The organism is Rossellomorea sp. GCM10028870 (assembly GCF_042666755.1).
Classification (GTDB): Bacteria; Bacillota; Bacilli; order Bacillales; family Bacillaceae_B; genus Rossellomorea.
The window spans coordinates 1,001,090-1,014,005 of record NZ_JBHTGN010000001.1 but is presented as its reverse complement, the minus strand read 5'-3'; the positions used below and the strand labels follow the sequence as shown (position 1 = coordinate 1,014,005).

General features: G+C 43.0%; 14 protein-coding genes. All 14 read right to left on the bottom strand.

Annotated features, from left to right (window positions below):
- Nucleotides 1–8: 8 nt before the first annotated feature.
- The 14 genes from ACFQWC_RS05320 to thiO all read right to left on the bottom strand — a co-directional run bounded on the left by ACFQWC_RS05320 (nt 9) and on the right by thiO (nt 12,916).
- The gene (locus tag ACFQWC_RS05320) at nt 9–1,085 is read right to left on the bottom strand and encodes a phosphotransferase family protein (RefSeq protein ID WP_377106354.1); all 1,077 of its coding nucleotides are present in this window, start codon (nt 1,083–1,085) and stop codon (nt 9–11) included.
- 15 nt (nt 1,086–1,100) lie between these two features.
- Nucleotides 1,101–1,517, bottom strand: coding sequence for an acyl-CoA thioesterase (locus tag ACFQWC_RS05315; protein ID WP_299737216.1), 417 nt, complete (start codon nt 1,515–1,517; stop codon nt 1,101–1,103).
- An 81-nt stretch (nt 1,518–1,598) separates the two neighbouring features.
- Nucleotides 1,599–2,162: a TetR/AcrR family transcriptional regulator gene (locus ACFQWC_RS05310; RefSeq protein WP_299737218.1), complete on the bottom strand. Its 564-nt coding sequence runs from the start codon at nt 2,160–2,162 to the stop codon at nt 1,599–1,601.
- Nucleotides 2,163–2,206: 44 nt separating this feature from the next.
- A complete protein-coding gene (locus ACFQWC_RS05305) occupies nt 2,207–3,805 on the bottom strand; it encodes a long-chain-fatty-acid--CoA ligase (protein ID WP_377106351.1) in 1,599 nt (532 codons plus the stop codon).
- A gap of 51 nt (nt 3,806–3,856) precedes the next feature.
- Nucleotides 3,857–4,606 (bottom strand): SDR family NAD(P)-dependent oxidoreductase, encoded by a 750-nt coding sequence (locus ACFQWC_RS05300; protein WP_377107247.1) that lies wholly within the window; start codon nt 4,604–4,606, stop codon nt 3,857–3,859.
- Nucleotides 4,607–4,624: 18 nt separating this feature from the next.
- A complete protein-coding gene (locus tag ACFQWC_RS05295) occupies nt 4,625–5,854 on the bottom strand; it encodes an acyl-CoA dehydrogenase family protein (protein WP_299739554.1) in 1,230 nt (409 codons plus the stop codon).
- A 46-nt stretch (nt 5,855–5,900) separates the two neighbouring features.
- Nucleotides 5,901–6,674, bottom strand: a complete 774-nt coding sequence (locus tag ACFQWC_RS05290; protein ID WP_299737223.1) for an SDR family oxidoreductase — start codon at nt 6,672–6,674, stop codon at nt 5,901–5,903.
- 183 nt (nt 6,675–6,857) lie between these two features.
- On the bottom strand, nt 6,858–8,243 hold the full coding sequence (locus ACFQWC_RS05285; protein WP_299737225.1) for an L-cystine transporter: 1,386 nt from the start codon (nt 8,241–8,243) through the stop codon (nt 6,858–6,860).
- A gap of 119 nt (nt 8,244–8,362) precedes the next feature.
- The gene (thiE, locus tag ACFQWC_RS05280; protein WP_377106349.1) at nt 8,363–9,004 is read right to left on the bottom strand and encodes a thiamine phosphate synthase; all 642 of its coding nucleotides are present in this window, start codon (nt 9,002–9,004) and stop codon (nt 8,363–8,365) included.
- Nucleotides 9,001–9,810 carry a bifunctional hydroxymethylpyrimidine kinase/phosphomethylpyrimidine kinase gene (gene thiD, locus ACFQWC_RS05275; protein WP_299737229.1) on the bottom strand — a complete coding sequence of 270 codons (810 nt, stop codon included), beginning with the start codon at nt 9,808–9,810 and terminating at the stop codon, nt 9,001–9,003. Before thiD ends, thiE begins: the two co-directional genes overlap by 4 nt.
- A 15-nt stretch (nt 9,811–9,825) precedes the next feature.
- On the bottom strand, nt 9,826–10,845 hold the full coding sequence (locus ACFQWC_RS05270) for a thiazole biosynthesis adenylyltransferase ThiF (protein ID WP_341357998.1): 1,020 nt from the start codon (nt 10,843–10,845) through the stop codon (nt 9,826–9,828).
- Entirely contained in the window at nt 10,845–11,609 is a 765-nt protein-coding gene (locus ACFQWC_RS05265; RefSeq protein ID WP_341356426.1) for a thiazole synthase, read from the bottom strand. The genes ACFQWC_RS05270 and ACFQWC_RS05265 overlap by 1 nt, the downstream gene beginning before the upstream one ends.
- 1 nt (nt 11,610) lies before the next feature.
- Nucleotides 11,611–11,814 (bottom strand): sulfur carrier protein ThiS, encoded by a 204-nt coding sequence (gene thiS, locus ACFQWC_RS05260; protein WP_299737233.1) that lies wholly within the window; start codon nt 11,812–11,814, stop codon nt 11,611–11,613.
- Between the two features lie 4 nt (nt 11,815–11,818).
- Nucleotides 11,819–12,916: a glycine oxidase ThiO gene (gene thiO, locus ACFQWC_RS05255; protein ID WP_377106346.1), complete on the bottom strand. Its 1,098-nt coding sequence runs from the start codon at nt 12,914–12,916 to the stop codon at nt 11,819–11,821.

The window sequence follows — 12,916 nt, the reverse complement described above, 5'->3', positions numbered from 1 at the left end:
CCTTGTCTTTATTCCTGGCGCTCGAATGCAGCTTGATTTCCAAGGGTGATTAAAGATTCCGCAAACCGATCAAATTGAGAAAATCGTGGATCCCTGGTTTGCCCCATCTTAAAGCGGTAATAGATTTGTTGCACAATGACTGCGAGCTTAAAGTAAGCAAAAGATAAATAAAAAAGGATATGATTCACGTCCCTGCCGCTTTTCCTGGCATACTCTTCGATAAATTGCCTTCTGCTGTAAAAACCGTCCATGATCGTTACCGGAGGCTTTCCAAGACCGAACTTTAATAACTCGGGATCATCATTCTGTATCCAATACCCCATAGCGACACCTAAATCTGCAAGGGGATCGCCAACGGTCGCCATCTCCCAGTCAAATAACCCCACCATGGATTTCATGTCAGAAGAAAACATGGCATTGTTTAATTTATAATCATAATGAATGATTGTCGATTCAGCATTTCCTGGTACATTCTTTATCAACCAGTGTGTCAGCTGATCTACTTCACCAATTTCACTTGTTTTGGCACGCTCGTAACGATTGATCCACCCGTGTACTTGTCTTTCCATAAAATGTTCGGGCTTACTGATTTCATTAAGAGTTGTTTTTCTGTGATCAATGGAATGAAGTTCCACCAGTTTAGAAACCATTTCCTCCGATATTCTCCTGCAGACATCTGGGGTTACATGGAGATGCGGGGGAAAGGAAGTATCAAATACTTCACCCCTTTTTCGCTCCATGATAAAAAATGGGCTGCCTACGATCCTTTCATCATCAGAGAATACATACGGCTCCGGTGTAACCCCGAATAGTGGTTGAATTTCTGAAAGAATCCTAAATTCTCTTTTCATATCATGAGCTTTTGGAGCCACGGGTCCCAAGGGAGGCCGTCTCAGAACACCTTCCCATTCACCCATTTTTAATAAATACGTCAGATTTGAGTGTCCCGCAGAAAATTGCCTTATGGATAGGTCTTCTTGAATGAAGTTAGGGAAATGCTCATTCAAGAAGTATTTTAAATTGGTTACATTCAGTTCTTCTCCTTGTCGCACCGCTACCGTTTCATATCCTGTTTTTTCAGTCATGTTACCCCTCCCTAATTAAGAATATTCAGTCTTTTCTGATTGAAGATGAATGCTTAACTGCTCTTTTAACAACTCAGGGATCATTTTGCTTTGCTGCTCAAGAAAATCAAAATAAACGATCACCGCATTTCCCTTTGCTATCAATTGATGGGTGTTCGCACATAAGATATCATGCTCTAATTGAAAGCTCTTTGATCCAATTTTTGATAGATAGGTGGTGATCTTCAGCTCTTGATTAAAATATCCTTGGGATATAAAGTCACATTTGGTTGAAGCCAGAATAAATCGCCAGTCTTTCACATCCATATCAAATCCGAGAGCTTGAAAGAATCTAATTCTTGCTTCTTCTAAATAAACAAAATAAGTTGTATTGTTGATATGACCTAATGCATCCGTTTCGCAAAATCTACTCGTTACCATGATGGTTTCCATTTGCACGCCCTCTCCTTCCATAAATACTAACCAGTCGGTATGTTAATTCGAAAGGAAATCCTGTAGATGATTTCCCATTTACTATGACTCAATCCCTTTTAATACCATATCGACAAAAGTCCGGGCAATTTCATGATCGGATTTCGCACCATCAGGTTTATACCATTGGTAGCTCCAATTCATCATTCCGAGAATTCCAAAAGCTACAATCGATACGTCAAAGACCTCATGAAAGTCCCCGTTCTTCCTACCTTCTTTCAGGAGAGTTTCAATATTATATCGATACATATCCCGCTTAGGCTCAATTGCCTCCAGACTTTCCTTGCTCAAGTGCCTCATTTCTCTAAAAAATACTTTGGCACTGCCCCCTTGCTCTTTAATGTCCAGAATGGAAAGATGGACAATATCATATAGTTTTTCCATGTAGCTCTTCCGGTCATCCCCAAGAACTCTTTCCTGTTTAGATAATAAGCCATCAATATAGCTCATGTGAATTTCCCTTAACAGCTCTTCCTTACTGGAAAAGTAGTAATAGAATGTTCCTTTCGTTACACCAATGGATTCTACGATGTCCTGGATGGAAGTAACAGTAAACCCCTTCTCATCAAATAAGCGTACAGCATGTTCTGTAAGTTTTTCTTTCATCTGAAATCCTCTCAATCTGCAAATATCACCTGAATTATATCATATTACCTCACGCTTTCACGCAGAGCTCTTCTTAATATTTTCCCAACACTCGTCTTAGGAAGCTCATCACGGAACTCGATGATTCTTGGTACCTTGAATGAAGACATATTCTCCTGACAGAATCGAACCAATTCTCCTTCAGATGCCTTTTCCCCTGACTTTAAGACGACCACTGCCTTAACGGTTTCTCCTCTATAAGAGTCCGGGACTCCGATTACAACAGCTTCCTGTACGCTTGGGTGCTCGTAAATGACTTCCTCGACTTCCCTCGGATACACATTGTATCCTGATGCAATGATCATATCCTTCTTTCGGTCTACTATTGATACATACCCTTCATCATCCATCCGGGCGATGTCCCCTGTGTAAAGCCAGCCATCTCGAAGGGCGTGGGCAGTCTCTTCAGGTAAATTCCAGTAGCCTTTCATGACTTGAGGGCCTTTAATTATGAGTTCGCCCACATCCCCTAAAGGAACCTCCTTAGTACCAGTCGCTAAATCGACTACCTTATAGTCTGTGGATGGAAAGCCGATTCCGACGGTTCCCGGCTTTCTTTCTGCAAAAGCTGGGTTGCAATGAGTCGTTGGTGAAGCCTCTGATAAACCGTATCCCTCTAATATTTTCGCTCCTGTTTTCTTCTCGAATTGATTCAATAACTCTACTGGCATCGGGGCACTTCCGCTATTACAAATCTTTATAGAATCAATTCCGTACTCTTCTGCCTGTGGATGATTGGTGATTGCCACGTACATCGTCGGCACACCTGGGAACAGTGTAGGCTGTTCGTTTTTAATCGTTGTTAATACTTCGGTCAATTCAAACCTGGGGAGCAAGATCATTTCATTGGCCGAATAGACCGCAAAGTTCATACAGGAATTCATCCCAAACACATGAAAAAACGGAATCACACTCAGGCTTCTCTCTTTTCCTCTTTCGATGCTCTCTTTAAAGAAAAGTTGACTCTGAATGACATTTGAAAGAATGTTTTTATGAGTGAGCATAACTCCCTTGGATGCACCGGTTGTCCCACCTGTATATTGAAGGACTGCCACGTCTTCTTCAGGATTTATCGACACGGGCGATACTTTACCATCCCCCACCCTTAAAAATTCATCAAAGGAGTAGTCTGAAGCACTGTATTCCTTCTGGAGGCTGACTACGATAATCGTCTTGATCTCTGTTTCCTGTTGTATAGATTTAACCATAGGATAAAAACGGTCCAATACGACGATTGTCTCAGCTCCCGAGTCATTTAGCAGATGGATTAATTCCCTTTCAACTGACATCGGATTCACCTGTGTGACAATTCCCTCGAATGTAAGGATTCCATAATAAGAGATCACATATTGCGGACAGTTCGGGAGCATGATCGCCACCCTGTCTCCTTTCTTCAATCCAATATGTTGAAAGGATGAAGCAAGCATGGAGACGGCACCTTGAAGTTCACCATACGTGATCCGTTTTTGATAAAAGCTGATACATGGATGATCCGGGAATGAAGAAACGGTATGTCGAAGCATTTCTGGTATTGAAAAATCCACCGCAGGAATTTCAGTCTCATACGCTAAAGGGTAATGACTGAGCCAAGATTTAGTTGTCATAAAATCATTCCTTCCATTTCAGATTACTCATATACTAATTCTGAATGTACCTTAAAAGATTAATCCTCCACCATCAACAGATAGTGTGGCACCGGTTATAAAGGAAGCCTCATCAGAAGCTAAAAACAGAATCGCTGATGCGACTTCTTCTGGATTTCCAATCCGTCTTAGAGCATTTGATTGAGAGATCGCCGACCATTTCTTCTCATCTTTCTTCCAACCATTGATGATGTTCGTATCAATAACCCCAGGCGCTACTGCATTCACTCGAATATTATCCTTTCCATATTCCAGGGCAGCATTTTGTGTCAGTAGGATGACACCACCTTTTGCCGAATTGTAGGCTGACACGTATTTGCGGCCCTTTAAACCGAGAAGGCTCGATACATTCACAATTACACCATCTTTTTTCATCAATTCAGGTATGGCATACTTCATTCCCAGAAAAATGCTCTTTAGGTTTGTATCCAATACGGCATTCCATTCGTTTTCGTCCAGATCAATACTCCTGACTTCCGACTGTCCGATTCCTGCATTATTGATAAGGATATCGAAACCTCCGAAATGTTCTACCGTTGTTTGTACGAGGGATTGAATGCTTTCACTTTCCCGCACATTCGTCTTGACAAAGAGTGCACTTCCTTTTTTTTCGTGAATGAGTCTGACCGTTTCTTCACCACTTGCATCATCCAGATCTGCTACTACCACAGCAGCACCTTCTTTTGAGAACCTTAGTGCTGTAGCGCGCCCAATTCCTCCGCCCCCACCTGTAATAACGGAAACTTTCCCTTGTAATCTCATCATCATCCAACTCTCTTCCTAGCTCTCTACAGGAGAAGCTTTTTCGTGTTTTCTCAATTCCAATTTTGCCAATTGGGCGCGGTGTACTTCATCAGGTCCATCAGCAAGGCGCAGTGTACGGGCATTTGCCCATTGAGCTGCCAACGTGTAGTCATCCGATACTCCTGCTGCCCCGAAAGCTTGAATGGCCCGGTCAATCACACGTAAAGCCATGGAAGGAGCTACCACTTTAATCATGGCGATTTCCTGTTTCGCTGCTTTATTGCCGACTGTATCCATCATGTAGGCTGCTTTCATTGTGAGAAGTCGGGCTTGTTCGATTTCAATTCTTGAATTCGCAATCCATTCTCTTACGACCCCCTGATTTGCCAACGCCATTCCAAATGCATCACGATCCTGAACACGCTTACATAATTCTTCAAGTGCCCGCTCTGCTGCCCCGATTAATCTCATACAATGATGGATTCGCCCCGGTCCTAATCTTCCTTGTGCAATAGCGAAACCTTTTCCTTCACCCCAGATCATATTTTCTAGAGGGACTCTCACTTCGGTAAAGGTGATTTCTCCATGACCATGAGGGGCATGATCGTAACCGAACACAGGAAGCATACGCTCAATTTTCACACCCGGTGTATTAAGTGGGATGATAATCATTGATTGCTGTTCATGACGACTCGCTTCTGGATCCGTTTTTCCCATCAAAATTGAAAAGCTGCACCGAGGGTCACCGGCGCCAGATGACCACCATTTCTTCGCGTTAATGATGTATTCGTCTCCATCCCGGATGATACTCGCCTTTATATTCGTTGCATCGGAAGACGCGACATCAGGCTCAGTCATAGAGAAACACGAACGGATATCACCATTTAGAAGTGGGATAAGATATTGTTGTTTTTGAGTGGGCGTCCCATAACGTTCCAACACTTCCATATTTCCTGTATCAGGAGCATTGCAATTAAACACTTCAGGGCCGATCAGAGATCTCCCCATGATTTCACAAAGAGGGGCGTATTCTACATTATTGAGCCCTGCCCCATATTCGCTTTGAGGAAGAAATAGGTTCCATAATCCTTGTTTCTTCGCTTCAGCTTTTAATTCTTCCATGATTGTAGGAACCCCACTCCAGCGGGTTTCATGCTGATTGAGCTGATTTTCATAGAGGGATTCGTTCGGGTAAACGTATTCTTCCATAAAACGGGATATTTTATTTTGATATTCTTGTACTTTTGGAGAATAGGAGAAATCCATTACATCCATCCTTTCTTAACCACCACATGTAATACTTCCCGCTTGGTTACATCGCTGAGGATCCACCATCCACGACGAGAACTGAACCAGTGACAAAGTCAGATGCACGAGCCGCCAGGAAAAGTGCCGCTCCTTTTAAATCATCTTCGGTACCGAATCGATTTAATGGTGTTCCGTTTAAAATGGCTTCCCCTGCATGAGATAGAATTCCTTTTGACATTTTTGTTGGAAAGAATCCCGGTGCAATTGCATTCACATGAATTCCGCGGGATCCCCATTTCACGGCTAGATCCTTCGTGAAATTGATGACCGCTGCTTTACTGGTGCTATAGCCAATGGCATCCATATAACGTGGGTCTGTACCTTGAAGACCTGCTACGGAAGCAATATTAATGATTTTTCCTCCCTGTTGCTCGAGCATTAATTTCCCCACGGCCTGTGACATAATAAAAGTACCGTTTACATTCACATTGATCACTTTATGCCAAGCGTCAAGAGGCATTTCTTCTGCAGGTGCCCCCCAGGATGCACCACTGTTATTCACTAAAATATCAATGCGGCCGAACACCTTCTTCGTTTCATCTACAACGTGCTGTACATCTTCAGGATTAGTGACATCACATTTCAATGCCAGTGATTGGACACCAATTTCTTCTAATTCCTTCTTCACGTCTTCACATGCTTCAACGTTTCTCGAGCATACTACAACGTTTGCCCCCGCCTCAGCAAACCCTGTCGCGATTTGTTTTCCGAGCCCCCTGCCTCCTCCAGTCACAAGGGCAACTTTACCTGATAAATCAAATAATTCATTCACATGCATGGTCGTGCCTCCTCATCTTTTACAGCATTTCATTCACACACCTTAGATACTAACCGGTCGGTATGTTTAATTCTATAGTAAAGAATATAGTCTGAATTTTCAATCATAATGAATGGAAATAGATAAATTAATTTTCATACAAAAGAAAAACTGACTCATATTTGAATGAGCCAGCCCTCTTTTTTAAGCTTCTGCTTCAATGATTTCTTTGTTGTACGTTTCGTTATCCAAATCCCCTGTCACTTTACTTGTTATGATTCCAGATGTCATTGCACCACTCACATTAACTGCTGTTCGCCCCATATCAATCAAAGGTTCAACAGAAATTAATAGCCCCGCTAACGCTACTGGAAGATCCAAGGCGGATAGAACAAGGATAGCAGCAAACGTAGCTCCGCCTCCAACGCCAGCAACACCGAAGGAGCTGATGGCCACCACTACGATGAGCGTAAGAATAAAGGAAGGGGTTAATGGATTAATCCCGACAGTCGGTGCAATCATCACTGCAAGCATGGCAGGATACACACCTGCACAACCGTTCTGACCGATGGATAACCCGAATGATCCTGAGAAGTTGGCAATCCCTTCTGAAACACCCAATTTATTCTTTTGTGTCTGAATGTTAAGTGGAAGTGTTCCGGCACTGGATCTAGACGTAAAAGCAAATGCCAATACAGGAAAAACTTTTTTCATGTAAGTGACCGGATTTAAGCCAAGAAGAGTAAGCATGATTAAGTGAATGGCAAACATGATAATCAAGGCCACATAAGACGCTCCAACAAATTCTCCAAGCTTCATGATACTATCAAAATTACTCAATGCCACTGTTTTAGCCATGATGGCCAACACACCGAATGGAGTGAGTCGTAACACCAAAGTCACGATTCTCATCACTACAGCATAGACGGAATCAACGATCTTCTTGAAAAATTCAGCAGCCTCAGGCTCTTTGCGCTGAGCCCCCAAGTAAGCGATACCGATGAAAGCTGCGAAAATTACGACAGCGATCGTTGAGGTTGCTCTTTGTCCCGTCAAGTCCAGGAACGGATTCGCAGGTAAAAGCTCGAGAATTTTTTGAGGATAACTCTGGCCTTCTAAAGCTGTTGCTCTCTCCTCTAATTGAACACCCCTTGCCGTTTCTGCATCTCCTTGATCAATCTGGATCGCTTCCAAGTCAAAAGCCACGGTCGTAGCAATTCCGACAGCAGCAGCAACGGCTGTTGTGCCTACCAGCAATCCAATGATCAGCACGGAGATCTTCCCTAAATTATGCGACCGTTTTAATTTAGTGAAGGCTGATATTATGGACACGAACACTAATGGCATGACAATCATTTGCAGAAGTTTAATATAGCCGGTTCCGACGATGTTAAACCATTCGATCGATTGTGTGACATTTTCATCCCCTGCTTCATATACCCACTGTAATCCAAGACCAAATAAAATTCCCAGCCCCAGAGCGGTAAACACCCGTTTTGAAAATGAAACATTTTTCCTTTGCATATAAAGTAATACACCAATGAGAACAAGAAACACCAAAATGTTTAACAAAACAAACCAGACATTCATTCTTACCCCTCCCTCTTATCGTTGATGATAATACAAGTTAGACCGAGGTCTACTGTATAGTATGATGAGGGAGTAGGAGATATGTTGCTATAGTGGTTTAATTTTTTATTGTGGATCGCTTACGATCGTAAAAGCTTTTGTTGGACAACTTGGGATAAGTTTTCCGTGCGAAAGGGATGTTTTGAAATCGCAGAAATGACTGCGACACCGTCCGCACCTGCTTCCAATACTTGAGAAGCATTACTGTCATGAATGCCTCCAATCCCGACAAGGGGGATATCGATCCCATATGTTCTCATTGACTGGATGATTTTTGGGCCACGGACCTCTCTACAATCATTCTTTGTATTGGTAGGAAACATTGGACCGACTCCAAGATAGTCTGCCCCGGACTCCACAGCTAACCTGGCTTCAATCACGTCATGTGAGGAGACACCAAGTATTCTATTCCCTATTTTCCGACGGACTTTTTCGATAGGTTCATCCTCCTGACCTATATGTACTCCATCTGCGTTCATTAATAACGCCAGCTCTACATCATCATTCACGATAAAAGGAACACCGTGTTGCCGACATAAACGCTGTAGCTCATGTGCCAGCTCAACTTTCGCATCACCTTCTAAACCTTCCATACCTTTTTCACGAAACTGAAACATGGTAACTCCGCCTAAAAGGGCTTCTTCTAATACAAGTGCCGGATGCTTCTCACAATTATGGCTTCCCATCACAAAGTATAATTGCAGACTTTCTCTGAGAGTCATACATTCATACCTGCATGGTACGCCCAATGATTCGTCGGGCCGTGTTCACTCCCAATTCCCAGGGAGTCACTGATCGCGGCAGTTATAAATTGTTTGGCAGTTTGGACAGAATCATAGACCGTATGTCCTTTTGCCAATTGTGCTGTAATCACAGCAGAGAATGTACACCCTGTTCCATGTGTATGTGGTGTGAAGACTCTCGGACTGCTAAACTCATAAAATCTCTTTCCATCAAAGAGTATGTCAGTCGCTTGTACAGATTGAGCATGAGATTGATGCCCACCTTTAATCACCACATGTTTTGGTCCCATTTGGAACAATACCTCCGCCGCTTTCTTACGTTCAACATCATTCAGAATGTCTATACCTGTCAACGCCTCCGCTTCTGGAATATTCGGGGTGATCACATAAGCAAGCGGGAACAATAATTGGGTGAGGGCATATATGGATTCTTCTTCCAATAAAGATGCACCACCTTTTGCAATCATCACTGGATCCACAACAAGCATATCCCAGGAGCGTGAAAGGACAAAGTCGGCAACACTAGAAATGATATCTGCATTCACTAACATGCCTGTTTTAATCGCTTGAGGTGATAAATCTTCAGCAATGGATGTCAGTTGTTCAATGACAGCCTCTGGCGATAATGGATACACTCCTTGTACTCCTCTTGTATTTTGTGCAGTAACCGCAGTGATCGCAGACATTCCATACACTTTCAGTTCCTGAAACGTTTTAAGATCTGCTTGAATTCCTGCTCCGCCCCCGCTATCAGATCCAGCAATCGTCAATGCTTTTTGAATCATGCTGTTTTCCTCCTTTCAACCTAAATAACGGTGATAAACTGATTTTGCTTCACTAATATCTTTTGTTCCGTGAATGATAGCCCGCCCATCTTTGAAAAGTACGATTCTATAGGCTTCAACACTGAAAGAAACCAAATACGGATTTGTGTCCACTTGCTTCCCTTTATTGTGAAAAGATTTAGCTATTTTAACGAGATCAACCTCATTGGTTGAAGAAGGACGTATTTGAACAGAGTCTCTCCCACAGAGGACAGCTGTTTTTGTTTGATTTTCATACTGGAGACCTGGATATGTTCGTTGGTCTCCACATGAAGGGCAACTTCCTCTTTTCAACTTCCTCACATCCATTGAAGTATGCTCATTTTTCCATAAATCAAAGGAAACCACCTTATGACTCAGGGCTTCAATGTCTCCCACTAAAAGTTTTAATGCCTCGGTTGATTGGTATGCAACAACCATGGATACAGCAGGACTGATGATTCCCGCTGTATCGCAGGTTAAACCTCCTATCGGAACACGCTCGATTAAACATTGAAGGCATGGAGTGATTCCAGGAAGAATGGTTAATGAGATACCATAACTTCCTACACAAGCTCCATAGATCCAGGGAATGGAATATTTTTGTGATACGTCATTAATGATCATTCTCGTATCAAAGTTATCCGTGGCATCGAGGATAAGATCCACCCCACGGGCAAGCCATGACATCTCCTCAGGCATGGCGTCCAGGATATGTCCTTCGATTTCAACTGTTGAATTAATCGCTTGAAGTCTTTTTTTGGCTGCTATCGCTTTCGGGAGACGATTCCTTGCATCCCGCTCGTTGTACAGCTGCTGACGTTGAAGGTTGCTCCACTCCACATAATCACGATCTACGATTGTAAGTTTCCCGATGCCAGCGCGGACAAGTGCTTCCGCGATTCCAGTTCCCAGTGCTCCAGCCCCGATGACTAACACATGTTTATCCCTTATTCGATTCTGCCCCGCTGTTCCAATGGGAGTAAACAATGTTTGTCTTGAATATCTATCTTCCATCAAACACTCATCCCCTCCAACGGGCTGCTTGCTGATGCATAACGTTTCTTCGGAATTCTACCAGCTTCATATCCGAATCGGCCGGCTTCAATGGCTAGCCTCATGGCATTAGCCATTTTGACAGGGTCGGTAGCCGAAGAAACGGCTGTATTAAGTAATACCGCATCTGCCCCTATTTCCATTGCAAAAGCCGCATCTGCAGGAGAACCAATTCCGGCATCCACAATGACAGGTGCCTTGGCTTGTTCAATAATGAAGCGAAGATTGACTGGATTGATGATTCCTTGCCCTGATCCGATGGGCGACGCACCAGGCATAATGGCGTGAGCACCTAATTCTTCTAATCTTCTGGCAAGAACCACATCATCCGACGTATATGGAAGCACTGTAAAGCCTTCTTTTATTAATTCCTCCGTTGCTTTCAGTGTCTCAACGGGGTCGGGAAGCAGCGTTTTATCACATCCGATCACTTCCACTTTAATCATGTCACAAAGCCCTGAAGCTCTCGCTAATTTCGCATGTCGAACCGCTTCCTTAGCACATTTTGCTCCTGCTGTATTCGGTAACAATGAATAGTTTTCAAGATTCAGCTTTTCTAAGAAATTAGGTTGACTAGGCTCAAAAATATTCATACGCCTTACCGTGAATGTAAGAATTTCTGCACCGGAAATCTCGACAGCTCTTTTCTGAATATCAAAATCAGGATATTTTCCCGTCCCCAGTAATAGTCTTGAATGGAATGTGTACTTTCCGATTTTTAACATTTCAACCGCCTCCTACAAATTGGATTAGCTCAATTGTATCGCCCTTATTCAGTTCAGCCTTTTCATGCTCATCTTTTTCAAGAATGTTTTGATTCTGCTCAACTATAATCACTCGATTTTCAAATTTAAAATAGTGAATTAAATCTGCTATAGTCGAAATTGTGTCTGGTACCGTGACCACCTGTCCATTTATCCGTAATTCCACTTTCTCAACTCCTCTGGTATTCATCTTTTGAATGAGTATCCCTACCTTCAATAATGTCTGCCATCATCACTCCTGATATTGGTGCGAGGAGAATACCATTACGATAATGCCCCGTTGCAATGGAAAGGCCTTCCCATTCCTCACTTCTCCCCATAAATGGTAATCCATGATGAGTGTGTGGTCGTATACCCGCCCAAGCCTTTTCCCACTCTGCGTAAGCTAGATCAGGCAGAATGCTTGTCGCCAGCTGCATGAGGTTCAACAAACCATTTACGGAAATGGTTTCATCAAACGTATGCGGCTTCTCTGTTGCTCCTATCAAAAGCCTTCCACCAATCTTCGGAACAATGTAGCAGTCATCCGTGAAAATTGTACACTCTACTACTTTGCGGGATACTTTAACTGAAAAGCATTCTCCTTTGACTGGATACGTATTGAAAGTCATATTCAGCTGTTTCAGTAGAGATTGACTCCAAGCACCTCCCGCTACGATCGTTTCGTCTGCGTAAAAGGGACCAATAGATGTTTGAATCCCCGTAACCCTGCTTCCTTCTATAATAAAATCATAAACGTCCGTAAATTCTTTCATTTCTGCACCTAATCTCGATGCTGCTAAACCTAACGCTTGTGAAAGCTTTAGGGCTGAGACATTCCCATCTTTTGGAATATACAAACCACCAGCCACATCCTTTGATAGATGAGGTTCGTAGATAGATAGGCTACTAGGAGATAACCATTCAACCTGTTCCTCCTTTGCTGCTATAGATGCAACTTCCAGTAAGTCCTGGGCTTCTTCCTCTGTTTTCGCTAGTTTAATCATTCCATTTTCTACATACTCAATGTCCATTCCGCTAATTTCTTTGAGTTCCTCAGCTAGAGTAGAATACATATTTCGACTGGCCATCGCTAAATGATACAGAGGACTCCCCCCATGTAATTCCGTTTGAACACCAAGCATGCCTGCAGCGGCTTTCGACGCTTTTCCCGCCAATTGATTCCTCTCAATCAGGAGAACTTTCTTTCCTCTTTTGGATAACTGATACGCAATGGAGCAGCCAATTACTCCTCCACCCACAATCATGACGTCATACTGCTTTACCAA